The following is a 23,742-nucleotide window of genomic DNA, read 5'->3' on the forward strand; positions in this document are numbered from 1 at the left end:
ACCGTGGTAGTTTCGGATCAGACTGAACGAGGAGAGTGGCCATGCCGACCAGCCGTAGCTATCGGGACTCATGCGCGATCGCTCGAGCCCTCGACGTCGTCGGGGAGCGATGGGCTCTGCTGGTCGTTCGCGAGCTGCTCTTGGCGCCTCGACGCTTCTCGGAGCTGCGGCACGCTCTGCCCCACGTCAGCTCGAACCTGCTCGCGGACCGACTCCGAGAGCTCGAACACAACGGGGTGATCCGCCGTCGACAGGCACCGGCGGCAGACCCGCGGGCCTACGAACTGACCGAATGGGGCCGGAAGCTGGAGCCGATCGTGCTGGCGCTGGGCGACTGGGGGAGCGACGCCCCGGAACCCCCGGCGCCGGCCGCACTCAGTGCCACCTCCGTACTGATCTTCCTGCGCGGTGCCGCTCGTCCCGACCCCGCGGCACCGCCGACGACGTGCCGTCTCGAGCTCGACGGTCGGGTCTGGACGGTCCGCCTGGCGTCCGGACGGGTTGAGGTGGAGCCGGGGGAACCCGCAACGGCCGCCGCCTCGCTCCGCGCAGACCCCAAGACGCTCAGCACCCTGCTGGTGGATCCGGCCACACTCGCGACCGCCTGTGCCGACGGCAGCGTCGCCGTCGTAGGAGATCTGTCGGCCATCGGCCGACTGCTGCACGCGGTCAGCGACCCGTGGCCCTCCGACGACCACCATTCAAGAAGCGTCACTTATCGGTGACCGCGAATCTCGCGGTGGTGGCGGCGGCGAACAGGCCTTCGCGTACGTCCTGGGCCAGGCGGTTACGGGTCTCTGGACGGTTCAGGGTGAGAACGGCGATGCCGTCGTCCCGGGCGTCGAAGAGTGCGGCGTCGCTCATCAATGGCCTCTCGGCTCGTCAATAGACTCTCTGCTGGTCAATAGCCTCGCTGCTGGATCGAGTGGGCTTCACGTGCCAGCTCCTCCTGGAAGTCGGGATGGGCGATGGCGACCAGCCGGCGGGTGCGTTCGGCGAGGGTCCGGCCCTTGAGTTCGGCCGCGCCGAACTCGGTGACGATCACGTCCACGTCGCTGCGGGCCGTGGTGACCGGGCCCGACAGGGCGGCGGTGATGCGGCTGACCGTTCCGCGCTTGGCGGTGGCGGGCAGGGCGATGATGGCGTGGCCGCCGGGCGAGCGTGCGCCCGCGCGGACGAAGTCGGCCTGGCCGCCGGTGCCGCCGAGGTAGGCGGCGCCGCTCTGCTCGGCGTTCACCTGGCCGGTCAGATCGACCTCCATCGCCGAATTGATGGTGACGAAGTGGTCGAGCCGGGAGAGTACGGCCGCGTCGTGGGTGTAGGACGTGGCGCACATGCGGATCTGCGGGTTGCGGTGCGCGAAGTCGTACAGGCGCCTGGTGCCGATGAGCGCGCCGTTGACCGAGACGCCGCGATCGATCGGCTTGCGTGCGTTGGTGACGACTCCGGACTCGATCAGGTCGACCAGGCCGTCGCCCAGCATCCCGGAGTGCACGCCGAGATCCTTGCGGTCGTGCAGGAGGCGGAGGATGGCGTCCGGTACGGCGCCGATCCCGGTCTGGATGACCGAGCCGTCCTCGATGAACGGGGCGGCGTGCCCGGCGATGGCGCGGTCGGTCTCGCCGATGCGTGCGGGTGCCACCTCCACCGGCGGACGCGAGGTGTGAACGGCGTGGTCGATGGCGCTTGCGGGGATGGTCTCGCCGTAGGTGAACGGCACTTGGTCGTTGACTTCGGCCACGACGACGCGGGCCTTCGTGACGGCTGCCCGCACGTAGTCGCTGATGAGGCCGCAGCTGTGGTCGCCCTCGGTGTCGGCCGGGCTGACCTGGATGAACGCGACGTCGCAGCCGATGATGCCGGCCTCGATCATCGGGCCGACCTGGCTGACATGGCAGGGGATCACGCTGAGCCTGTGCGCCTTGGTGAGCGAACGCAGCGTCCCGATGGCGCCCATGCTGGACACGGAGAGGCCATCCGTGGCCTTCGGGGCGAAGAGGCCGGAGAAGCTCGTCGCGATGAAGGCGGAGAGACCGCCGATGTCTCGGCCTTGAGGGGTGAGGCCTTGAGGGATGGGGCCTTGAGAAATGGGGCCCTGAGCGACGAGGGCTTCGATGAGGGTGGTCGGTTCGCCGCAGGCCTGGCCTATGACGATGCGGTCGCCGGGACGGAGGATCCGGCTGAGGTCGAGGTCGCCGCCGTCGGGAACGACCTTCACGCGCGTCCCCCCGCCGCCAGCAGTGCCTGCGCGCGGGACAGATGCGGACGGTCGAGCATGGCGCCCTTGTGGCCGATGGCGCCGACGCCGGGATGGGCGGCGAACAAGTCGACGATCTCCTGCGCGGCGGCGAGTTCGTCGTCGGTGGGTGTGAAGGCGGCGTTGATGACATCGACCTGGGTGGGGTGGATGGCGAGCATGCCGCGATAGCCGTCACGGCGTACCTTCTCGGCCCGCTTGCGTAGCCCTTCGAGGTCGCGGAAGTCGCCCTGGATGGTGTCGATGGCCGGTACGCCGGCGGCCGCCGCGCCCAGAAGGCACAGGCTTCTGGCCAGTTCGTAGGTGAAGCCGTAGTTTCCGTCCGGATCGCGGTTCTCACCGGCTCCGACGGCGTCGGCGAGATCCTCCGCGCCCCATGTCATGGCCGCCAGCCTGGGGGTGCCCTTGTACGTGCCGGTGCTGAACATGCCTTCGGCCGTCTCCGTGACCAGGGGGATCACCTTCGTGGAGCCCTCTTCGATACCGGCCGAGACCTCCAAGGCCGAGAGGTAGTGGTCGAGACGCTCCACGTCCTGGCGTCCGCGCGACTTGGGCAGCATGATGCCGCCGGGCCGTCCGGGGATCACGGCTGCAAGGTCGGCCAGCGCGTGGGGTCCGTCCAGGGGATTGATCCGTACCCAGAGGCGGGCCCGGTCCCGCTGCGGCCGGGCTGCGAGGAAGGCCGCGATGAGTGCCCGGGCACCTGGCTTGCCCTCGTCGGCCACCGCGTCCTCGAGATCGAGGAGGACGATGTCCGCCGTGCCCGCGGCGGCCTTGTCCATCTTTCGCTCACTGTCGCCGGGGGCGAACAGCCACGAGCGCGCGCGGAAGGTCTCTCTGGTGCCGGTCATGCTGCTGGTGCTCCTCGATCGGGATCGTTCGCGGCTTCAGTGCGACTCGGTCAGTGCAACCCGGTCAGTACGACCCGGTCAGTACGACTTGGGGAGGTCCAGCACTTTCTCGGCCAGGAAGTTCAGGATCATGTGAGGGCTCACCGGCGCGATCCGGGGAATGAGGATCTCCCGCAGGTAGCGTTCGATGTGGTACTCCTGCGCGTATCCCATACCGCCCAGGGTCAGCATCGCGGTGTGGCACGCCTCGAATCCGGCCTCGGCGGCCAGGTATTTTCCGGCGTTCGCCTCGACGCCGCAGTCCTGTCCCTTGTCGAACAGCGTGGCCGCCTTCATGACCATCAGGCCGGCGGCCTCCAGTTGGGCCCAGCACTTCGCCAGCGGGTGCTGGATGCCCTGGTTCATGCCGATGGGACGGTCGAAGACCGTACGTTCCCTGGCATAGCGGGCGGCGCGCTCGATCGCCACCCGGCCCAGCCCGACCGCCTCGGCGCCGAGCAGGACACGCTCGGGGTTGAGGCCATGCAGAATGATCTTGAAGCCGTCGCCCTCGGCCCCGATCCGGTCCTCCTCGGGGATCCACAGGTCGGAGATGAACAGCAGGTTGGAGTCGACCGCGTGCCGTCCCATCTTCGGGATCTTGCGGACCTCGACCTTGGCCCGGTCGAGGTCGGTGAAGAACAGCGACAGGCCCTGGGTCTTGCGTTCGACCTCGTCGAGGGGCGTGGTGCGGGCGAGCAGCATCATCTTGTTCGCGACCTGGGCGACGGAGATCCAGATCTTCTCGCCGTTGACCAGGTAGCCGCCGTCCTGCCGGACCGCTCGGGTACGCAGCTTCGTGGTGTCGAGGCCGGTGTTGGGCTCGGTGACGGCGAAGCAGATGCGGTCCTGCCCGCTGAGGACGGGCGGGATCATGCGCTGCTGCTGTTCGGCGGTGCCGAACACGGTGATCGGCTGCATGCTGAAGACGGGGCCGTGGATGCTGGACGCGGCCGTCATCCCGCCGCCGGACTCGGCGACGGCCTGCATCATGATCGCGGCCTCGGTGATGCCGAGGCCCCCGCCGCCGACCGCCTCGGGCATCGCGACGCCGAGCCAGCCGGACTCGGCCATCGACTTGTGGAAGTCGTGCGGGAACACGCCTTCGCGATCGCGTTCGAGCCAGTAGTCGTCGGAGAACCGGGAGCAGTGGTCGAGGACGGCGTCCCGGATGTTCTGCTGGTCTTCCGTCAGGGAGAAGTCCACGATCTCGTTCCTTCTACTCGCCTGTGCCGGCTACTCGTCTGTGCTGGACTCGTCCATGGCAGGTGCGTGCATGCCGGCCTCGCCCGGGCCCGGCTCGCTCGGGCCCAGCTCGTCCAGGCCCAGCTCGTCCAGGCCCAGCTCGTCCAGAATGGCGCCGGTGTGGGCGCCGAGCCTCGGGGCGGGCCCGGCGATCTTTCCAGGGGTACGTGAGAACCACGCCGGCGGGCCGGGGAAGCGCACCGGGCCGTTCGGGGTGTCGACCGTCTCGAAGAACCCGGCCTCGTTCAGGTGCGGGTTGTCGAAGAGTTCGTCGAGCGTGCGGACGGGCGCGGCCGGGATGTCCAGCGACCTGAGCAGGGCGAGCCAGTCCCGCGTCGTCCGTTCCAGGAAGGTCTCCGCCAGCAGGCCGTAAACGGTGTCGATCTGCCGCGCGCGCTGTTCGAGGGTGGCGAAGCGCTCGTCGGCCCAGGACGGCTCGACGGCCTCGACGAACGCCGTCCACTGCTTGTCGTTGTAGACGAGGGCGGAGATGTGGCCGTCCTTGGTGCGGTAGGGCTTCCGGTTGGCCGTCACCGCGCGGGGATAGAGGGCGGGCCCCAGGGGAGGGGTGAACATCGCGCCGTTGGCGTGCTCGACCAGCATGAACGCGGCCATGGTCTCGAACATGCTGACCTCGACCTCCTGGCCCTCGCCCGTCCGCTCGCGGTGGAAGAGCGCCATCATGGTGGCGTACAGGGCCGTCATTCCGGCCACCTTGTCCGCGATGATGGTGCCGACGTAACCGGCCGTTCCGGTCAGCTGCTCCTGTACGTACGGCAGGCCGCATTCCGCCTGGATGGTGTCGTCGTAGGCGGTGAGGTCCGCGTCCGGGCCACGGCGCCCGTACCCGTAGCAGTTGGTGTAGACGATCGACGGGTTGAGCGCGGCCACCTCGTCGTAGCCGAAGCCGAGCTTGGCGATCGCCTTGGCGCGCATCGAGTGGATGAACACGTCCCCGTGCCGGACGAGCTCGCTCAGCGCGTCCTTGCCCTCGGCGGAACGCAGATCCAGCACCACGCTGCGCTTGCCGCGGTTCACATTGACGAAGACGCCTCCCATTCCCGGCTCCGGGCCCACCGAGACGTGCCGGGTGTTGTCGCCGGCCGGCGGCTCGACCTTGATCACGTCGGCGCCCATGTCGGCCATGATCTGGGTGCAGTAGGGGCCCATCACCATCGCCGTCAGGTCGACGACCCGCACGCCGGCCAGCGGACCTGGGTGTTCCATCGGCTGAGCCTCACCTCGTCGTGTCGCCTGTGGCCGTACCGCTGCTTTGGACGTCCTCGCGGAACGGCCCGGACGAGACTATAAGATTAATCCTTGTAAGAATAGAGAGAACAACGGGCCAGGTGATATCAAGATCCCATGAGTACAGGTCCTTCGGACGCGAGCACAGGATCCCTGCCGGTCCCGCGCACGATCGCCGGGGTGCTGGCCGCGCCGCTCGCCTCGCGGCCGCATGCGGCGGCGGTCGAGGCGGCCTCCGGTACGTGGTCGTACGCCGAGCTGGACGATCAGGCGCGGCGGGCGGCCGGTGCGCTGTGGTCGCTCGGGGTGCGTCCGGGCGACCGGGTCGCGGCGTGCCTGCCCAACGATCTGGACATCGTCGCGGCCTTCCACGGCACGCAGCGGATCGGGGCCGTCTGGGCGGGGATCGGTGAGGCGCTGGCCGAGAGCGAGCAGCGGGAACTGCGCGATATCTGCGATCCGGCGGTCGTCCTGGCCGGGCCGCGCTGCCGCCTCGACTCCCCGGAATGCGTCGGCCCCGAGCGGTGGGCGCGACTCCTGGCCGGTGACCTGACGGCGTCCCCTGTCGCGCTGGACGCCGACGCTCCGGCGGGGATCGCGTTCACCAGCGGGACGTCGGGACGTCCCAAGGCCGTCGTGCACAGCCAGCGCAACCTGCTCCTGCCGGGCGCGGTCCTCGTCGCGACCCGAGGCTGGGGGAGCGACCTGCGCAAGGGCGACAGCTTCCCGCTGACGATCCTTAACCTCATGGTCCTGTCCACCCTGCTCACCGCGCAGGCGGGCGGATGCTCGGTCGTGATGGACCGGCGCGATGTCGAGGGTGTCGCCGGTTGGATCTCCTCGCGGCGCGTCACCGTCTGGAACGGTGCCCCCGCACAGCTCTACGACCTCGCCGGACGTCCTGACCTCGATCTCGGCTCGCTGCGCGAGGTGTGGAGCGGAGGCGGGGATACGCCTGATGCGCTCCGCCGGGCGTTCGCCGAGACGCATGGGCTCGTTCCCCGGGCCACGTACGGCCTGACCGAGGCGCCGACCATCGTGTCCATTGACCCCCCGGGTGACGAGGGGCGTCCGGGCGCGAGCGGGCGGGTGCTGCCGCACTACGACGTCGCGGCGTACGACGACGAGGGCCGCCGGCTCCCGGCGGGTGAGCTCGGTGAGCTGCGCCTGAACGGGACGACCGCCGGACCGTGGGAGGGCCGGTGGACGCCGCCGCTCGGGTATTGGGAACGAGGCGGCGTCCGGCCGATGGACCCCGGCCCGCTTCCCACCGGCGATGTCGGGACGGTCGACGGCGACGGCTGGCTGACGGTGCTGGACCGCAAGAAGCTCGTCATCATCAGGGGCGGGGCGAACGTCTACCCGCTCGAAGTGGAACGGGTTCTCATGGCGTACCCGGACGTCGCCAAGGTCGCGGTATGCGGCGTTCCCGACGACCGTCTGGGGCAGCGGGTGGCGGCCGTGGTCGAGAGCGCCGGCCTGCCGCTGGACGTCGCGGCGCTCACCGAGTTGTGCCGGGGCGAGCTGGCGCCGTACAAGGTCCCGGAGGTCTGGTCCCAGGTCGACGCCTTGCCGGTGAACGCCATGGGCAAGGTGCAACGCGCCGGGCTGCCCGAGCTGGCCGTCCGCCACCGCCGTCCGACCGAAGGGAACCCGGCATGACACCGGCGCGCGAGGGGACCGCACGGGAGATGTTCGATCTCGACGGCCGGGTGGCGATCGTGACCGGTGCCTCGTCGGGGCTCGGGGCATCGGCCGCCCGGACGCTGGCCTCGCTCGGTGCCCGGGTCGCCGTGGTGGCTCGCAGGCAGGACCGGCTGGCCGCGCTCGCCAGGGAGATCGATGGCATCGCCGTCGCCTGCGATCTGTCCGACCCCGAGCGGGTCGGCTCCGTCGTCCCGGCGGTGGTCGAGGGCCTGGGGCCGCCGGAGATCCTCGTCAACGCCGCGGGGAGCATGTTCACGGAGGAACGCGCCGAGTCCGAGCCGCTCGACGCCGTTCGCCGGACCCTGGACCTCAACCTGGTGGCGCCGTTCCTGCTCGCGCAGGCGGTCTTTCCGCACATGCGCGCGGTCGGCCGGGGCGCGATCGTCAACGTCTCGTCCATCAGCGGCCGGGTCGGCATCCCCGGGATCCCGCAGGCGTCGTACGCGGCGAGCAAGGCCGGACTGTCGGGCCTGACCGCCGAGCTGGCGGTGCAGTGGGCACGGCACTCGATCCGGGTGAACACGGTGGCGCCCGGCTTCTTCCGCAGCGAGATCACGGGGCCGCTGTACGAGAGCGAGCGCGCGGCCGAATACCTGCGCCGCAACACGCCGCTGCCCAAGGAGGGGAGCGCTGACGACATCGTGGGCGCGATCGTGTGGCTCGCCGGTGACGCCGGAAGCTACGTCACCGGGCAGACGATCGTCGTCGACGGCGGCTGGACCGCCCGCTAGCGTCACGTGCTCGCATGGCACCGCAGAAGCATGGCACCTCAGAAGCATGGCACCGCAGAAGAGGGCGCGGGCACGGACATCGGGGAGCTCATCCGGGCTTCCCGGGGCACGGCGGGTCGGCCATGTGCCTCATGCACGTCCGGGGCGACGGCGGCCCCGGCGATCCATGCCGGGGCCGCCGTCGGTACGGGCGCGCGGTTCGGTCGGTCGGCGGCGCCGGCGGGGGCGTCCTATGCGACACCGGCCAGCTGGAGCATGTCGGCGACGGTGAACCGGCCGTTCATGGGCTCCCACTTCTTGCCGGGGTTCTCGCGGTTGTGGTTGACGAACGATGACGGGTCGGCCTTGAGCAGGCCGTACAGGACCTCCCCGACGATGACGCTGCCGACCGCGCCGAGGCGCTCACCGCCATGGGCGACCATGCTCTCGCGCATCACGTAGTACCACAGGGGCGCCTTGTCGCCGAGGCCGTTCACCGTCAGACCCAGCGCCCTGTTGTCGTAGACCTTCGGGACGATCTCCGTGCCGTACGCCTGCTGGATCTTGGTGGCGACATCCTGTCCGGACGGAAGATTGAACGCCTTTCCTCGCAGCAGGTTGCGAATGGCGATGGACCGCATCGGGGTGTACTGCTCATTCGTCCTGGAGGGCAGCGGTGATTGTTCCGTGGGATCCTCGATCCATTCGATCGGCGTGTCGATCGGCCCGGGAATGTTGAGGAACGTGTGCACGATCTTGCCGTCGAACTTCTTGGCGTACTGCGGCTCGCGGCCACCGATCTTGAAGAAGTGCGACCAGTCGATGATGTCGACGTCCTTCGTGAGGGGCGCGAACGGCTTGCGGAAGTGAAAGAGATGTCCCGCCGTCTTGTCATTGAGGCGGTACTCCTCCTGGACCAGTGCATGCAGCCGGTAGCCTGCCACGGTGAACTCGACCGGTAGTGCCAGCGACTCCCCGGGCTTGGGGTTGAAGAATCGGCCGCCATCGTTCTTCGTGATGGCCTCGAACACGTTCTTCTGGATGATGTTCTCCAGCCAGTCGTGCAGTACCAGCCATTGGTAATGCCAGATGACGAGGCGCTGTGCCGTGGCGAACAGATCCTTGTCGGATACGTACGGGGTGTCGTCCTTCTTGAGCATGTCCACCACCGCGTTGTGGAATTTCATGAACGCGAGATGGAGTTGGATGGTGATGATGGTGTTGTCGTTGCGCGGGTCGGCGATGATGGGCACGCCCTCGCCGTTGCGCGGGACATCGTAGCCGCGAGCGGGGTCGAGCCAGAACTTCCCGTTGTCACCATTGTCGTAGTACGCGAACGACTGGGTCTGCGGACCGAGTCCGTACACGTGCTCCAGGCTGATTCGCCCGCTGCGGTAGTTCGTGGTGCCCTTCGGATTGTTGCCCGGGTCGAACGTCGCGTCGGCCTGGAAGGTGATGTTGTGGTCCAGGAACTGACCGAAATAGGTGTAACCGGCGGGTAGTTTGGTGTTGAGTTGGTTTTCGGCGACCTTGGATCCAGGTGAAAGACACTTTCCCGTTCCCGGCGGGTTGGCGTCCATGGGCCCGCAGGGAGCTCCGAGTTCGCCGAGTGCGCGATCATCGGGAGAATAAGGGCTGAGGTCACCGAACATTCGGCTGTAATAACTGGTCTCGGATACCGGTGGCGTCTGGCCGTTCCCCGCGCTTTTCGGGGTGGCCTGGAGCATGTTCGTGGTGCCGTGATCGGTGGTGCTCGGATGGGGGAGCGGGCCTTTGCGTCGCGGCACGATGCCCTGGGTGATCTGGCTTCGGAATCGCTCGGCCGCCTTCTGGCGGAGGGTGGCATCCTGTGTCGTGGTCATGTCGAGATCTCCTTTTCGTTCGGCCTTTTCCTGGCCCGCACACGCCGGCGGACATGCGTTCGGCGGGTGTGCATGTCGTCGTGCGTGCGTGTCGTCGTGTGAGGTCGGAGCGCGAACTCTCTCTGGACATGACTAATGAGACACTCCGGCGCCGAAGGCCTGATGCCCGCGAAACTCGTTCGGCTAACCGGGCTCCAGTCAAGGAACACACAAAAGGAGATCGAGAAGCCCGAACACCCGGTGGCCTACTACTCCGGCGACGCGGGCGAGAAGTAAGCGACGATCGGGCCGGGCGGGTGGCCGACGCCACGGGCGATCTGCGCAGCAGACTCGACGACTGCAACGCCAAGTACAAGGACGTCCTGAAACGGCAGGGCTCGGCCGGCGACGTTCAGGACCGGGAGCGCTGGCCGCTCTGGATCGCCTGGCGGGCGGCGGCGGACGAGGCGTTCACGACGCCGTCGTCGAAGCGGTCGAGCACCACCGCCTGCGTCGCCGACAGGTGGGCGCAGGCCACCCGCTCGGCCTCGCCGGCGCGGCCGGCCGCGATGTCGTCGACGATCCGGCGGTGGGTCCGGACGGCCGTGAGCGCCTCGTCCCTGGAGGGGTACTCGCCGCGCTTGGTCAGGGATTCCGCCCAGGCCTCCTCCTGCGCCGACCAGAGGGCGACGAGGCTGCCGACGACATGGCGGACGGTCGCGTTCGGGGTGAACGAGACGAGCAGGTCGTGGAACTCCCGGGCGGCCTGGGTGAACGCGAGGCCGTCATCGACGAGCTCGGTGCACTGGTCGACGTTGGCGCTGAGGACGGGGACGACCACTTCGTTGCGGTCCTCGCGCTTGGCGCATTCGGCGGCGCAGAGCGGCTCCAGCATCCGCAGGCCGGCCGCGAGGTCGCCCAGCGTGACCCGGTCGCCCTGGAGCGCGAGGCCGAGGTGGTAGGCGGCCGACGACCTGTCGGGACGGTGCACCTCGGCGCCGCCGACCTTGCCGCGCCGTACCGTCACCAGGCCCTCGGTCTCCAGGATGCGGATGGCCTCCCGGATCGAGGGGTAGCTGACGCCGAACTCCTTGACCAACTGGTCCTGGGTGGGAAGCGCGTAGTCGTCCTCGGCGGCGAGGATGCGCGTCCGCAGCTCGGCGGCAACGGTCTCGGCGATGCGGTACTGGGGAATGCGGGTACGTCGGGTGGTCGTCACCTAGGTGGCTTCCTGTGGGGTTTCGGGGATCGGCGATCGGTTTACGTGCGCTGAGTCCGGGTTTACGTGCGCTGAGTCCGGGTTTACGTGCGCTGAGTCTAGCTGTCCGGACAAGCAAACTCAGTATTGCAAGCTAGCGCAGCATTGCAATCCTTTTAAGGATTGCAATACTGTCGTGGCCATGGACTTCACGATGGGGGCGAGCGCCGAGGCGCTGCGCGGCGAACTGCGCGGGCTGGTGGCGGAGCACGTCCCGCCGGACTTCCTGGGGGCGTTCACCGACGATCCCGCCGACCTCGCGACCGCCCAGCGCTTCTGCCGGCTGCTCGCCGAGCGCGGCCTGCTGTGCCTGGCCTGGCCCGAGGAGTACGGCGGGCGCGGTGCCTCGGTGTGGGAGCAGACCGTGGTGCGCGAGGAGATGTGGGCCCATCACGAGCCGCGCGGCGCCCAGTACATGGGCGTCAACTGGGTGGGGCCGACGATCATGCGGCACGGCACCCCGGAGCAGCGGCGCCGGCACCTGCCGCCGATCGCGCGCGGCGAGGTGATCTGGTGCCAGGGCTTCAGCGAGCCCGACGCGGGCTCCGACCTGGCCTCGCTCCGTACGGCGGCGCGCCGGGACCGGGACGGCTGGAGCATCTCCGGCCAGAAGATCTGGACCTCGTACGCCACGATGGCCCAGTGGTGCTTCCTGCTCGCCAGGACGTGCACGGGCGAGCGGAAGCAGCAGGGCCTGACGATCTTCCTGGTGCCGATGTCCGATCCCGCGATCGAGGTCCGGCCCATCGACTGCCTGATGGGACCGCACCACCTGAACGAGGTGTTCTTCGACGACCTGCGGGTGACCGAGGCCGACGTCCTGGGCACGGTGGACGAGGGCTGGGAGGTGGTGCAGGAGGTGCTGTCGTTCGAGCGCGTCGGCATCGCCCGGTACGCCCGGTGCGAGCGCCTGCTCCAGGCCGCCCCGGCGGTGCTCGGTGAGCGGTGGGACGACCTGCCCGCCGAGCTGCGGGGACGGTGGGCGCGGATGCTCACGCACTGCCGCAGAGCCCGGCTGCTGGCCTACCAGGTGCTGGCGACGCAGAACGAGGGCACCGTACGGCCGGGTGACGCCGCCGCGTACCGGATCGCCGTCACCAGACTCGACCAGGAGAGCGCGGAGGTGCTCATGGAGATCGTCGCCTCAGCGGCACCGGACGGTGCCGAGGAGCGCCGCTTCCGCCTGGAGGTGGAGGACCACTGGCGCTACTCGCAGGCGTCCACCGTCGCGTCGGGGAGCGTCCAGATGCAGCAGATCCTGCTGTCTCGATCCTTGCTGGCCTCATGACCGGGTCCCTGGACATCGGGCACACGGGCGCCGGCCACTCGGATGTCAACCACACGGATACCGGGCACACGGGCACCGGGCACACGGCCGCCGGGCTCACGGGTCTCGGTCACATGAGCATCGATCTGAGCAAGGAGGCGGCCGAGTACGGGCGGCAGGCGCTCCGGGCGTTCGAGGCGGCCGGGGGAGACGGGCTAGTCCAGGCGGCCGAACGAGAACCCGAGCGCAGGGAGGCCCTCGTCGCGCCGGTCCTGGCCGAGCTGGGCGCCTGGCACCTCGATCCCCGGGGCGACGCTGAGGAACTGGAGGCGGCCGCCGCGCTGTGCCGCAGCGCCGGCTACTGGGCCCTCCCGTACCCGCTGGCCGAACGGCTCGCCCGGCCCGCCGATCTGGACGCCGACGGGCTTCTGGTGGTGGCCGACTCGTATCCCGCCGGTGCCGTGGCGGGCCTCGGCCTCCGCTGGGCGGCGGTGACGCTGGACGGACGGCGCGGCACCGCCGTCGCACGGCCGCCGGACGCGACGCCGCGTACATCGGCGTTCGTCACCGGGCTCGACGTGCGGCCGCTCGACGACCAGGGCGCGCGGGACGTGGCGCTCGGCCTGGTCCTGCCGTGCTGGACCCTGCTCGGGATGCTCGACCGGGCGATCGATCTCACCAGGGAGCACGTGCTGGTCCGGGAGCAGTTCGGGCAGGCGCTCGCGCGATTCCAGGGCGTTCGGTTCCAGCTCACGGACGCCGAGGTCGAGCGCAGCGGTGCCGAGGTGCTGGCCAGGTACGCGCTGTGGAGCGTCCAGGCCGACCGTGAAGAGGCACTGGATGAGGCGCTGGACGACGCGCTCGCGCTGCGCCTTGCGGCCGTCGAAGCGGCCGACGTCGTGTTCCGCGTCGCGCACCAGCTGCACGGTGCCACCGGCTTCTGCGACGAGACGTCCCTGTCGTGGATCTCCCGCTACAGCCAGCCGCTGCGGCGCCTGCCGCTGGGCCTGTCGGCGACGCGCGACCAGCTGACCCGCCGGATCGGCCGGCGCGGCCTGACCGGGCTGTTCGGCGGCTCGCCGGAACGGGTGGCGCCATGAGAGGGCAGGGCGGCAGCGTCAAGGGGAAGTCTGCGGGCGAGTACGTCTACGACCTCCCCGAGGAGCTGACGGTCGAGTGCGACGGCCCGGTCCGTACGGTCGTCATCAACCGGCCGCTGGAGCTGAACGCCGTCAACAAGCCGCTGCACTGGGCACTCGCCAACGTCTGGCGGCAGCTGGCCGCCGACCGGGAGGCCAGGGTGGTGATCCTCACCGGCGCCGGCCGGACGTTCTGCGCGGGCGGCGACCTGGAGTGGATCACCTCCTTCCTGGAGGACGAGGCCGCGCGGGAGGAGAGCCTGCGCGAGGGCGCGCAGATCATCGAGGAGGTGCTCCGCTTCCCGCTGCCGGTGATCGCCGCCGTCAACGGTGCGGCGGTGGGGCTGGGCTGCAGCCTGGCCGTGCTGTGCGATGTCGTGCTGATCGCGGAGACCGCGCACCTGGCCGACCCGCACGTGTCCGTGGGCCTGGTGGCGGGGGACGGCGGCGCCGCGTTCTGGCCGCTGCTCACCCCGATCCTGCGGTCCCGCGAGTACCTGCTGACCGGCGACCGCATCCCCGCGTCCACGGCCGTCGAGCTCGGGCTCGCGTCCCGTACCACCCCGCCGAACGGCCTGCTCGCAGAGGCCCGGCGCCTCGCGGAGCGGCTGGCCGCGCAGCCGGCGGACGCGCTGCGCGGCACCAAGCGGGTGGTCAACATGCACCTGTCCCAGGCCCTGAGCGGCGCCATGCAGGCCGGGTTCGCCGCCGAGGCCGAGACCATGCGCTCCCAGGAGCACCGCGACCGGCTGCTCGCGCTCCTGCGGAAGGCGGGCTGACGGTGGCGTCCCCCTCTGCGTCCACGTCCACGTCTGCGTCACGGGATCTCGACGAGTTCCGCGCGGAAGTGCGCGACTGGTGCCGGCGGCACGTACCGGCGGACTGGCGGAAGGCGCAGACGGGCGTCCCGGACGGGGAGTTCGCCGCCTTCCAGAAGGATTGGTTCCAGGAGCTGCGCCGCGCCGGGTACGCCGTCCCGCACTGGCCCGCCGAGTGGGGTGGCGGGATGCCGGTCGCCGAGCAGATCGTCCTCTACCAGGAACTGGCCGCGCACGACGCGCCCCGGCTGGTGCTGGCCTTCGTCGCGATCCACCATGCCGCGGCCACGCTGCTGGCCGCCGGTACGGACGAGCAGCGGCGGCGCCACCTTCCGGCGATCCTCGACGGCGAGATCTGGGCCCAGGCCTTCTCCGAGCCCGAGGCCGGATCCGACCTGGCCGCCCTCAGGACGACCGCCCGCAAGGAGCGGGACACCTACGTCGTCAACGGGCAAGATACCTACGTCGTCACCGGGCAAAAGGTGTGGGCCAGCGGGGCGGCGCATGCCGACTGGTGCTTGTTACTGGCCCGTACCGACGCCGATGCCCCCAAGCGTCGCGGCATCTCCTACTTCCTGCTCGACCTACGGACGTCCGGCATCGACATCCGTCCCGTCCGCCAGGCGACCGGCGAGTCGCACTTCTGCGAGGTCTTCCTCGACGACGTCGCCATCCCGGACACCTGCCTGGTCGGGCCGGTGAACGACGGGTGGCGGGTGGCGCAGGAGACGCTGGGCGCCGAACGCGGCATGACGATGCTCGAACTGGCCGAGCGGCTCGGCAACGCCGGTTTCCGCCGGCTGGTGGAGGCGTGCGCCCGGCCGGGCCCCGGCGGGGAACGTCCCCTCGACGACTCCCTCGTACGCGACAGGCTGGCGATGCTGGAGACCGAGATCACCGGCCTCCGCGCCCTCTGCCGCGACCTGGTGGAACGGCACGCCGCCGGCACCGTCGGCCCGGCCGATGCCTCGATCGTGAAGCTGTACTACAGCGAACTGCTCCAGCGCACGATGGACTTCGGTACGGAGATCGCGGGCCTGGCCGCCCACACCGACCTGCGCAAGCCCCTGTCCAGCGGTTGGGAGTCGGGCGCCTGGGTCCTGGACTTCATCGGCTCCTGGGAGTGGACGATCCCGGGCGGGACGAGCGAGATCCAGCGCACCATCATCGGCGAGCGCGGCCTCGGACTGCCCCGGGAACCGAGGGCGGCCCGATGACCTCTGATCTCTCCAGCCTCTCTGATCTCTCCGACTTCTCCCACCTCCATGACGAACTCCGGGCGGTGGCGCGTGATCTGCTGGGCAAGGCGGGTTCCGGCGCTGCCGTCGACCGGCGGCTGATCGCCGAATCCGGCTGGCTCGGGCTGGAGGCACCGGTGTCGCTGGACGGCGCGGGCGCCACGTTCGCCGAGGTCGCCGTCATCGTCCAGGAGATGGGACGGGCGGCGGCGCGAAGCCCGTACCTCGGAACCGCCGTCCTGGCGGCCGGAGCCCTCGCCCTGCTGGAGCCGGGGCCGGACCGCGACCGCCTGCTGGCCGAGACCGCGTCGGGCGCCGCCGTCCCGGCTCTCGCGCTGGCGGGGGAGGGGGATGGCGCCGCCGGGTTCCGCCTCGAACGGTCGGCGCGGGGACTCCGGCTGCACGGCCGGGCGGACTTCGTACCCGATGCCCCCGATGCCGACCACCTCCTGCTGCCCGCACTCGGCCCTGACGGCACGCCCGTGATCGTTGCCGCCGGGCCGGATACCACCGGGCTCAGCGTGACGGCCCGGCCTGTCCTGGACGACACCCGTCAGTTCGGTCTGGTGACCGCGGACCATGGGGTGGTGGGGGAGGAGTGCGTGTGGCAGTTCAGGGGTGACTCCGAAGCGGCTTTCCGCAGGCTCCTCTACCGAGCCGCCACCGCCGTCGCCTGCGACAGCCTCGGCTTGAGTGAGGCCATGCTGGACGCGACGGTGGCGTACGCCGGTGTACGGAGCCAGTTCGACCGGCCGATCGGCTCGTTCCAGGCCGTGAAGCACGCGTGCGCCGACATGCTCGTCCAGGTATCGGTGTCACGTCGCCTCGTATCGGCCGCTGTGCAGGCTCTATGCGCAGACGGTCCCCAGGTGGGCGTGGCGGTGTCGATGGCGAAGTCGTACGCCGGCGGTGCCGCCGTGGACATCACCGGGAAGGCCATGCAGTTGCACGGAGGCATGGGCTACACCTGGGAAAGCGGTATCCACGTCTACCTGAAGCGCGCGGCCCTCAACCGTTCGCTGTTCGGCTCTCCCGCTGCCCACCGCCGGCGCATCGCCGAGCGCTATCGCTGACCGAGCGCTCCAGATAACCGAGCACTCCAGATAACCGAGCGCTACAGATAACCGAGAGCCGAGAGATAACACGGTGCGAGGTCTGCGAGCCCTGCGTCAGCTGGCCGGGACCGCGTTGGTCGCGACCAGCCCGAGCACGATGACACCGAGAATGACCCGGTAGACGATGAAGACGCTGTAGGTGTGCTTTGCGATGAACTTCAGGAGCCACGCCACGGCCACGTAGGCGACGGCGAAGCTCACCGCCGTGGCCGTGAGCGTCGCCGGCCAGCCGACGCCCTTGGAGATGGAGTCGAACTCGGTGACGACCTGCAGCGCGCCCGCCGCGGTCAGTGCGGGGACCGAGAGGAAGAACGACAGCTTGGTGACGGTGACCCGGTCCAGGCCGCGCAGCAGGCCGGCCGACATCGTCGCGCCGGAGCGGGAGACTCCGGGGATCAGCGCCAGGCACTGGACCACCCCGATGATCAGAGTGTCCCTCCAGGTCACGTCCTTCTCGCCCCGGTCCTGGGTGGCGTTCCTGTCGGCGTAGTACATCACCCCGCTCCAGAGGATCAGGGCCGTTCCGACGAACCAGAGGCTGCGGAGCGTCGTCTCGATCTGGTCCTTGAACGTCAGGCCGACGATGCCGATCGGGATCGCGCCGAGGATCACCGCCCACGCCTGCCGGTAGTTGATATCGCTGCGGTGCTCCCGGCTGAACACGCCCCGTGCCCACGCGCCGATGAGCCGCGCGAAGTCGCCCCGGAAGTAGATCAGGGTCGCCAGCACGGCTCCCACCTGGATGATCGCGGTGAAGGCCGTGATGTCGGGGTCGTCGGGCGAATGCCCGAGCAGGCTCTCGAGGATCGTCAGGTGCCCGGTGCTGGAGATCGGCAGGAACTCGGTCACCCCCTCCACCACCCCGAGAAGGACCGCTTCCAGAATGTTCAACGTCGCCCTCGCGTTCGTTCGTCGATGCATGCGGCACTCGGCCGCGGTGGCTTCACCGCAACCGGCCGCATCTCACTGCTCAGGGGGTGCGCGCTGCGCCAGGAGGTTCCGCGTGGGCAATGCCGGGACTGGGCAATGCCGGAACGCGGAACCACGGCAGCGGCAGCAGGAACAGTACTGGTCGGACCAAGGCGGGCACACCCGATCTGCCCATCCGCCTGCCCTGACGTCACGAAGATTCGCGAATTGTTCACTCTTTCGACGCATCCGGAGTGCGCCCCAGCGCATTCGAGCCGGGCCTGCCCGCCAGGCCCACCCCAAGTGAGGCGGGCCCGGCCGGCACAGGTCAGCAGGGCCCGGCGGACTGTGTTAGCCGGGACGTGTCAGCCGGGCTGTGTGAGCCGGGACGTGTCAGCTGGGGCCTTGTCAGCCGGGCCTTGTCAGCCTGGACGGGTCAGCGCTTCAGGCCGTGCTCGATGGCCTCGATGATCCGCGGCCGCAGTTCGGCGGCGCTGATGATCGCGTCCACCGAGCCGACCTCGACCGCACGCTGGATGCTGTGCACCCGGTCGAACTCCGCGGCGACCTCGCCCAGCTTCTCCGCCCGTACCGACGACTGGATCTCGGCGAGCCGGGCGTTGAGCGCGGCCCGCTCGACGCCGCCGGCCTCGGAGACCTGGGCCTGCAGCTCGGTCACCCGGGGGTCGGTCTTGGTCCGGTTGTTCACCTCGCCGGAGAACACCACGGCCGCCGCCGGGGCGCCGCCGAGCACCGAGGCGAACGAGCCCTCCAGCGCCAGGACGGTCATGGCCGGGTTGAGCGCCTTGGAGAACACCACGAACGCGCCGCCGTGGTAGCGGGAGATCACGCAGAACACGATCGGGCCGTCGAAGTTGACGATCGCCCGGCCGATCTCCGCGCCGTACTCCAGCTGCAGCTTGCGCATCGACTCCGGGGAGCCGTCGAACCCGGACAGGTTCGCCAGCACGACCAGCGGCCGGTTGCCGGACGCCGCGTTGATCGCCCGTGCGGTCTTCTTCGACGACCGCGGGAACAGCGTGCCCGCGGTGTAGGTGTCGGGGCCGTCGGTGGGCGGGAAGCCGCGCCGCGGCACCGACCGCGACTCGATGCCGATCAGGCAGACCGGACGGCCGCCGATGTGCACGTCCTGTACGGCGGACGTCTCCGCGTCGGACATGCCCGCCCAGCGTTCCAGCACCGGGTGGTCCTGGTCGGACAGGGCGCGCATCACCGTCCGGATGTCGAACGGCTTCTTGCGGTCCGGGTTGTGCTCGGCGGAGAAGATCTCGCCGACGGTGGCGAAGTCGCTGTCGGCGATCGCGTGCGGGAACGCGGAGACGTCGCGGTGGAACGGGTCGTTCGTGTCCGCCTTCCGCGGCGCCGTCTCGCCGGGCACGACGTAGGTGTGGTCGTAGTGCGCCATCAGCACGTCGCGGGCGGCCGGCAGGCTGGGCGCCCAGTACTGCGCCTGGCCGTTCGGGCCCATCACGCGGTCGTAGCCGCCGATGCCGAAGTTGTCCTCGGCCGACACGCCGCCGGAGAAGTCCAGCGACTGCTTGCCGGTGAGCACCATCGCCGAGTCCGGCGTCATCACCAGGATGCCCTTGGTGTGCATGAGCATCGTCGCCTCGGCGTTCCAGTACGGCTGGGCGCCGACGTTGATCCCCGCGACCACGATGTTGATCTCGCCGCCGCCCTGGGTGAACGTGACGATGCGCTTGAGCGCCGCCGCGACCCAGTCCATGTTCTCGGTGCCCGAGGTCATCGAGATCCGCGCGCCCGCCGACAGCGCGAACCACTCCAGCGGGACCCGCATCCGCTCGGCGAGGTCGAGCGCGGCGATCACCCGCGAGCACTCGGGCTCCGACAGCGCGCCCAGCGCCTTGGTCGGGTCGCCGAGCAGCACCACGCGGGTGACGCCTTCGGGGTTCCGCTCGGTCGGCGTGGTGACGACGCCCGCGACGATCGCCGCGGTGTTCTTGCCCCTCGGCCGGTCCACCGGTACGAGTGCGCCCTTGTCGTCGAGGTCGTGCTCGACGAAGCCGCCCTCCGGCCCGGCGAGCAGGCGGGTCAGCTCGTACGGGTAGACGTTGCCGCGCCGGGCCGCCCGCAGCACCTTCTGGCGGTAGTCGTCCAGCGGCTGGACCGGTTCGGTGGACGGCTCGCCGACGTGCAGGCGCGCGCCGTGGCCGGGATCGAGGGTGATCCGTACGGCGATCTCGGTCAGCTCGCCGGTGGCGGTCCGCTGGCGGGCCACGAACTGGACCTCCTCCAGCCCGGCGCCCGCGGTGGCCGGCAGGATGCGCTGCATCAGCGTCTCGAGATCGTCGGTGGACAGCTCGGTCGACGGCCAGAGGTACATCAGGATCCGGTTGGTGTCGAACCGCTTGTTCTGGGGCCGCTGCGCCTGGATGTTGCGGATCGCGTCGAGGCACCCGGTCAGCACGTCCTCGACCGCCGGCAGCGCGACCAGGCTCCCGTCGGCTTCGCGCAGCGGCGTCAGGTCGCGGACCTGGCCCATCGCGACGAGCCGCTCGTCGGCCGGGTTGCTGCGCGCCACCGCCTTGTAGAGGTAGATCTCCTCGTCGGAGGACGGCAGCCGGGTGAGGTCGAACTCGCGCAGCCGCTGCAGCTGCAGGCGCCGCGCCATCTGCGGGTGCAGGCCGCGGATCAGCCGGTCCTCGACGTAGCCCGCGCCCTCGGGCCCGTCCTCGGGGCGGCCCTCGGGACGGCCCTCGGGACGGAACGTGAAGTGGTGGTGCATCACGGCGCCGCTGGTGCCGGCGACCGTGGTGGTGATCCGGCGTACGCCGGCGGGGCGCGGGTGCTCGGCGAGGAGCTCTCCGAGCCGTACCGCCATCGCGTCGGCGTCCGGCTGGTCCTCCCACGTGACGTAGAGGTCGGCGACCAGCCCGTGCTCGGAGCCGCCGGTGGCGAACGCGCCGACGGCGCCGATGGCGTCGGGCAGGGCGGCGATGTCGACGGCGGTGGTGACCACGCGGAGCACGCCGGCCGAACCGGTGTGCTCGGCGGTGACGAACCGGCAGCCCGCGGCCTCCCGCGTGGTGACCTCGCACAGCCCGCGGTTGCCGTAGTAGCGGCGGGTCAGGACCTCCAGCAGCGGCGCGTGGTCCCGCCCGGGACGGCGCATCCGCTGGCCGATCAGCCGGACGAGCGGCTCGGAGCAGGCCACCATGGCCTGGATCCGCTCGGCGCGGTCCGGCGCGTCCGGGACGCGGTCCAGGTAGCGCAGCCCGTCGCGTACAGAGGTGTAGACCCGGGCGCGGTTGCGGCGCAGCAGCGGCTGGGTGAACCAGCGGAACACCACGCCGCGGGCCAGGTCCGACACCGTGGAGAAGCGCACCTGCGTGGCCTCGACCAGGTGCTCCAGGGTGAGCCCCGCCCGCTCGCTGAACGACTCGAACGGCGGCGCGCCGGCCAGCCACTGGCGCAGCAGCTCCGACAGGACCGCCGCGTGGGTCCCCATCCGCTGCTGGGCCAGGAAGATCCGGAAGACCGCCGCCTCCAGCTCCGGCGTACGGTCGAGGTCCGTGACGCCGTAGTGCGACAGGACCTTGGTGAGCTTGGCCTGGAAGTCCTCGGTGACGCCGGCGCGCTCGACGTCCAGGCTCTGCAGGTAGCTGTGGAACGACTCGCGCGGGCTGTGCACCGGGCTGCCCGGCTCGACGTCGAGCTCACCGCCCGGCCTGTTGTGGCTCAGGTCGGACAGGTCGGCGAACACGGTGAGCAGGTCCAGCTCGCCCTCCAGTGGCCGTCCGCCGAGCTCGGCGCGCGCGGCCAGGTAGGGCTTCAGCACCCGCTCGCGGTCGTGCGGGTCGGTGTCGTAGCCGAGCAGCAGGCCGCGCAGGTCCTGCAGGCCGCGCTCGACGCGCTCGGCCGCGGACGCCGCGGCGGGCTCGGCGGGCAGTTCGATCTCGACGGCCCCGGCGGACTGGTCCGCCTCCTCGGCGCCCTCGTCGGCCAGCGGCTCCAGCCGCATCACCGGCGCGCCGGTCTCGACCTGGCCGCCCACCGACACCGGGCACTCGCGGACACGGGCACGGAACGGCGCGCGCAGCACCGTCTCCATCTTCATGCTCTCCAGCACCAGGATCGGCGCGCCCGCCTCGACCTCGTCGCCGACCGCCAGCGGCGTCGCGACCACCAGCGCGGGCGCGGGAGAACGGACGACACCGCCCTCGTCGCGGCTGATCCGGTGCGTGACCCCGTCGACCTCGACCAGGTGGATCGTCCCGTGGGTGGCCGACATCAGCCGGAACCGGCGGCCGTTGACCACGATCTGGCCGGCGTGCTCGTCGTACCGCTCCACCTCCACGTCCGCCTCATGCAGCGCCCCGCCACCGCCGCCACCAGAGACGCCGACGGCCACGCGGAACCGGCCGTGCCCGGCCCGGGCCACGCGTACCCGGTAGCCGACGCCGCGGAGCTTGAGGTCCAGCGGACGGCCCGGGTCGTGCTGGACCTGCGGGCGCCCGCCGTGCGCGGCGGTCAGCAGCCGCTGGATGCTGATCTCTTCCTCGTCCTGGTACGCCTCGATCGCGGCCGCCGCCAGGGCGATCGCGGAGTGCCGGTGGTCGACCAGCCGGCCTTCGGCGCGGACCCGGTCGATCCAGCCGGTGTCGGCGCTCGCGTCGATCACCTCGGGCTGGCCGAGCAGGTCGAGCACGAAGCCCTTGTTGGTGGCGCCGCCCTCGATGATCACCGTGGTCTCGGCCATCGCGCGGCGCAGCCGGCCCAGTGCCTGGTCGCGGTCGCCGCCATAGGCGATGATCTTCGCGATCATCGAGTCGAAGTCGGCCGGGATCCGGTCGCCCTCGCGGACGCCGGTGTCCACCCGGATGCCGGGCCCGGTGGGCAGCACCAGGCGCGCGATGCGTCCGGGGGCGGGCGCGAAGTCGCGGTCGGGGTCCTCGGCGTTGAGCCGCGCCTCGATCGCGTGGCCCGCCTCGTCCGGCTGGGCGCCTTCCAGCTTCCCGCCGTTCGCCACGTGCAGCTGCAGCCGGACCAGGTCGGTACCGGTGGTGATCTCGGTGATCGGGTGCTCGACCTGCAGCCGGGTGTTGACCTCGAGGAACGCGAACAGCTTCTCGCCGGGGTGGTACAGGAACTCGACCGTGCAGGCGCCGCGGTAGTCGACGGCCACGGCGAGCCGTTCGGCCGACGCCTTCAGCTCGGCGGTCTGCGCGGGCGAGAGGACCGGCGAGGCGGACTCCTCGATGATCTTCTGGTTGCGCCGCTGCACCGAGCAGTCCCGTACACCCAGCGCCCACGCGGTGCCCTGCCCGTCCGCGATGACCTGGACCTCGACATGCCGGGCGCCGGTGACCAGGCGCTCCAGGAAGACCACGCCGGAGCCGAACGCGCGCAGCGCCTCCTGGCTGGTGCGCTCGTACGCGTCGGCCAGGTCCTCGCCCGAGGCGACCATCCGGATCCCGCGCCCGCCGCCGCCCGCGGTCGCCTTGAGCATCAGCGGGTAGCCGATCGCGTCGCCGGCGCGCAGCGCGTCCTCGAGGGTGGCGACCTCGCCGCGGCTCCACGGCGCCACCGGGACGCCGACCTCCTCGGCGATCAGCTTGGCGCCGATCTTGTCGCCCAGCCTGCGCATCGCCTCGGCGCTCGGCCCGACGAAGGTGACGCCGATCTTCTCGCACAGCTCGGCGAACGCCGGGTCCTCGGCGACGAACCCCCAGCCGACCCACGCGGCGTCGGCCCTGGTCTCCACCAGGGCCCGCTCCAGTACGGCGTGGTCGAGGTACGGGCGGGCCGAGGCGGGGCCCAGCAGGTACGCGACGTCCGCTTCACGGACGAAGGTCGCGTTGCGGTCGGCGTCGGTGTAGAGGGCGACCGTCTCGATCCGCGTCCCGGTTTCGGCCGAAAGGTCCCGGACAGCGTGGATGAGCCGCATCGCGGCCTCTCCACGGTTGACGATGGCGACACGACTGAACACCGGCTGAGCCTCCCCATGTACTCAAGCGCAGAAGGCGACGTCCGGGTCCGGAGCGTCGCCTGCACCTGCCTACACCCTGCTGGATTACCGCCTTCTACACCAATGTCCCGCATCGCACAGGGTGGAGCC

17 protein-coding genes are annotated in these 23,742 nt (G+C 70.5%); 8 read left to right on the top strand and 9 right to left on the bottom strand.

Annotated elements, in window-relative coordinates; translation table 11 throughout:
• Nucleotides 1-41: 41 nt before the first annotated feature.
• Entirely contained in the window at nucleotides 42-725 is a 684-nt protein-coding gene (locus tag ACH34Q_RS21765; RefSeq protein WP_395984838.1) for a winged helix-turn-helix transcriptional regulator, read from the top strand.
• Here the strand turns inward: ACH34Q_RS21765 and ACH34Q_RS21770 are convergent.
• The 5 genes from ACH34Q_RS21770 to ACH34Q_RS21790 form a co-directional block, all read right to left on the bottom strand.
• Nucleotides 712-864, bottom strand: coding sequence for a hypothetical protein (locus ACH34Q_RS21770; RefSeq protein WP_395984839.1), 153 nt, complete (start codon nucleotides 862-864; stop codon nucleotides 712-714). The genes ACH34Q_RS21765 and ACH34Q_RS21770 overlap by 14 nt on opposite strands.
• 37 nt (nucleotides 865-901) lie before the next feature.
• Complete coding sequence (locus ACH34Q_RS21775; protein ID WP_395984840.1) at nucleotides 902-2,218, bottom strand: acetyl-CoA hydrolase/transferase family protein; 1,317 nt, start codon at nucleotides 2,216-2,218, stop codon at nucleotides 902-904.
• On the bottom strand, nucleotides 2,215-3,108 hold the full coding sequence (locus ACH34Q_RS21780) for an HpcH/HpaI aldolase/citrate lyase family protein (protein ID WP_395984841.1): 894 nt from the start codon (nucleotides 3,106-3,108) through the stop codon (nucleotides 2,215-2,217). The genes ACH34Q_RS21775 and ACH34Q_RS21780 overlap by 4 nt, the downstream gene beginning before the upstream one ends.
• Nucleotides 3,109-3,186: 78 nt before the next feature.
• On the bottom strand, nucleotides 3,187-4,353 hold the full coding sequence (locus tag ACH34Q_RS21785) for an acyl-CoA dehydrogenase family protein (protein ID WP_395984842.1): 1,167 nt from the start codon (nucleotides 4,351-4,353) through the stop codon (nucleotides 3,187-3,189).
• Nucleotides 4,354-4,383: 30 nt separating this feature from the next.
• Entirely contained in the window at nucleotides 4,384-5,619 is a 1,236-nt protein-coding gene (locus ACH34Q_RS21790; protein WP_395984843.1) for a CaiB/BaiF CoA transferase family protein, read from the bottom strand.
• A gap of 138 nt (nucleotides 5,620-5,757) precedes the next feature.
• Between ACH34Q_RS21790 and ACH34Q_RS21795 the strand changes: the two genes are divergently transcribed.
• Together ACH34Q_RS21795 and ACH34Q_RS21800 are read left to right on the top strand one after the other, a co-directional pair.
• On the top strand, nucleotides 5,758-7,302 hold the full coding sequence (locus tag ACH34Q_RS21795; protein ID WP_395984844.1) for a class I adenylate-forming enzyme family protein: 1,545 nt from the start codon (nucleotides 5,758-5,760) through the stop codon (nucleotides 7,300-7,302).
• The gene (locus ACH34Q_RS21800; protein WP_395984845.1) at nucleotides 7,299-8,078 is read left to right on the top strand and encodes an SDR family NAD(P)-dependent oxidoreductase; all 780 of its coding nucleotides are present in this window, start codon (nucleotides 7,299-7,301) and stop codon (nucleotides 8,076-8,078) included. Before ACH34Q_RS21795 ends, ACH34Q_RS21800 begins: the two co-directional genes overlap by 4 nt.
• 230 nt (nucleotides 8,079-8,308) lie before the next feature.
• Here ACH34Q_RS21800 and ACH34Q_RS21805 read toward each other — a convergent pair whose 3' ends face one another.
• A complete protein-coding gene (locus ACH34Q_RS21805) occupies nucleotides 8,309-9,919 on the bottom strand; it encodes a peroxidase family protein (protein WP_395984846.1) in 1,611 nt (536 codons plus the stop codon).
• A gap of 391 nt (nucleotides 9,920-10,310) precedes the next feature.
• Nucleotides 10,311-11,117 (bottom strand): FadR/GntR family transcriptional regulator, encoded by an 807-nt coding sequence (locus ACH34Q_RS21810; RefSeq protein ID WP_395984847.1) that lies wholly within the window; start codon nucleotides 11,115-11,117, stop codon nucleotides 10,311-10,313.
• Between the two features lie 181 nt (nucleotides 11,118-11,298).
• Here ACH34Q_RS21810 and ACH34Q_RS21815 point away from each other — a divergent pair, with 181 nt between their 5' ends.
• Genes ACH34Q_RS21815 through ACH34Q_RS21835 form a run of 5 tightly spaced genes read left to right on the top strand, consistent with a single transcriptional unit; the run spans nucleotide 11,299 to nucleotide 16,691 of the window.
• Nucleotides 11,299-12,444: an acyl-CoA dehydrogenase family protein gene (locus ACH34Q_RS21815; protein ID WP_395984848.1), complete on the top strand. Its 1,146-nt coding sequence runs from the start codon at nucleotides 11,299-11,301 to the stop codon at nucleotides 12,442-12,444.
• Entirely contained in the window at nucleotides 12,441-13,523 is a 1,083-nt protein-coding gene (locus ACH34Q_RS21820) for an acyl-CoA dehydrogenase family protein (RefSeq protein WP_395984849.1), read from the top strand. Before ACH34Q_RS21815 ends, ACH34Q_RS21820 begins: the two co-directional genes overlap by 4 nt.
• Nucleotides 13,520-14,341: an enoyl-CoA hydratase/isomerase family protein gene (locus ACH34Q_RS21825; RefSeq protein WP_395984850.1), complete on the top strand. Its 822-nt coding sequence runs from the start codon at nucleotides 13,520-13,522 to the stop codon at nucleotides 14,339-14,341. Before ACH34Q_RS21820 ends, ACH34Q_RS21825 begins: the two co-directional genes overlap by 4 nt.
• A gap of 2 nt (nucleotides 14,342-14,343) precedes the next feature.
• Nucleotides 14,344-15,597, top strand: a complete 1,254-nt coding sequence (locus tag ACH34Q_RS21830) for an acyl-CoA dehydrogenase family protein (RefSeq protein ID WP_395984851.1) — start codon at nucleotides 14,344-14,346, stop codon at nucleotides 15,595-15,597.
• Nucleotides 15,594-16,691, top strand: a complete 1,098-nt coding sequence (locus ACH34Q_RS21835) for an acyl-CoA dehydrogenase family protein (protein WP_395984852.1) — start codon at nucleotides 15,594-15,596, stop codon at nucleotides 16,689-16,691. The genes ACH34Q_RS21830 and ACH34Q_RS21835 overlap by 4 nt, the downstream gene beginning before the upstream one ends.
• 96 nt (nucleotides 16,692-16,787) lie before the next feature.
• Here ACH34Q_RS21835 and ACH34Q_RS21840 read toward each other — a convergent pair whose 3' ends face one another.
• The gene (locus ACH34Q_RS21840) at nucleotides 16,788-17,654 is read right to left on the bottom strand and encodes an undecaprenyl-diphosphate phosphatase (RefSeq protein ID WP_395984853.1); all 867 of its coding nucleotides are present in this window, start codon (nucleotides 17,652-17,654) and stop codon (nucleotides 16,788-16,790) included.
• Nucleotides 17,655-18,078: 424 nt separating this feature from the next.
• Nucleotides 18,079-23,613, bottom strand: coding sequence for a biotin carboxylase N-terminal domain-containing protein (locus ACH34Q_RS21845; RefSeq protein WP_395984854.1), 5,535 nt, complete (start codon nucleotides 23,611-23,613; stop codon nucleotides 18,079-18,081).
• Between the last annotated feature and the right edge of the window lie 129 nt (nucleotides 23,614-23,742).

Origin of the sequence: Actinomadura sp. 9N407 (assembly GCF_044326315.1) — a bacterium.
In the GTDB taxonomy this organism is placed as follows: Bacteria; Actinomycetota; Actinomycetes; order Streptosporangiales; family Streptosporangiaceae; genus Spirillospora.

Coding starts and splice junctions, on each gene's coding strand:
- ACH34Q_RS21825 (WP_395984850.1), top strand. CDS start 13,520: ATGAGAGGGCAGGGCGGCAGCGTCAAGGGGAAGTCTGCGGGCGAGTAC.
- ACH34Q_RS21765 (WP_395984838.1), top strand. CDS start 42: ATGCCGACCAGCCGTAGCTATCGGGACTCATGCGCGATCGCTCGAGCC.
- ACH34Q_RS21800 (WP_395984845.1), top strand. CDS start 7,299: ATGACACCGGCGCGCGAGGGGACCGCACGGGAGATGTTCGATCTCGAC.
- ACH34Q_RS21840 (WP_395984853.1), bottom strand. CDS start 17,654: ATGCATCGACGAACGAACGCGAGGGCGACGTTGAACATTCTGGAAGCG.
- ACH34Q_RS21780 (WP_395984841.1), bottom strand. CDS start 3,108: ATGACCGGCACCAGAGAGACCTTCCGCGCGCGCTCGTGGCTGTTCGCC.
- ACH34Q_RS21795 (WP_395984844.1), top strand. CDS start 5,758: ATGAGTACAGGTCCTTCGGACGCGAGCACAGGATCCCTGCCGGTCCCG.
- ACH34Q_RS21805 (WP_395984846.1), bottom strand. CDS start 9,919: ATGACCACGACACAGGATGCCACCCTCCGCCAGAAGGCGGCCGAGCGA.
- ACH34Q_RS21835 (WP_395984852.1), top strand. CDS start 15,594: ATGACCTCTGATCTCTCCAGCCTCTCTGATCTCTCCGACTTCTCCCAC.
- ACH34Q_RS21790 (WP_395984843.1), bottom strand. CDS start 5,619: ATGGAACACCCAGGTCCGCTGGCCGGCGTGCGGGTCGTCGACCTGACG.
- ACH34Q_RS21815 (WP_395984848.1), top strand. CDS start 11,299: ATGGACTTCACGATGGGGGCGAGCGCCGAGGCGCTGCGCGGCGAACTG.
- ACH34Q_RS21820 (WP_395984849.1), top strand. CDS start 12,441: ATGACCGGGTCCCTGGACATCGGGCACACGGGCGCCGGCCACTCGGAT.
- ACH34Q_RS21770 (WP_395984839.1), bottom strand. CDS start 864: ATGAGCGACGCCGCACTCTTCGACGCCCGGGACGACGGCATCGCCGTT.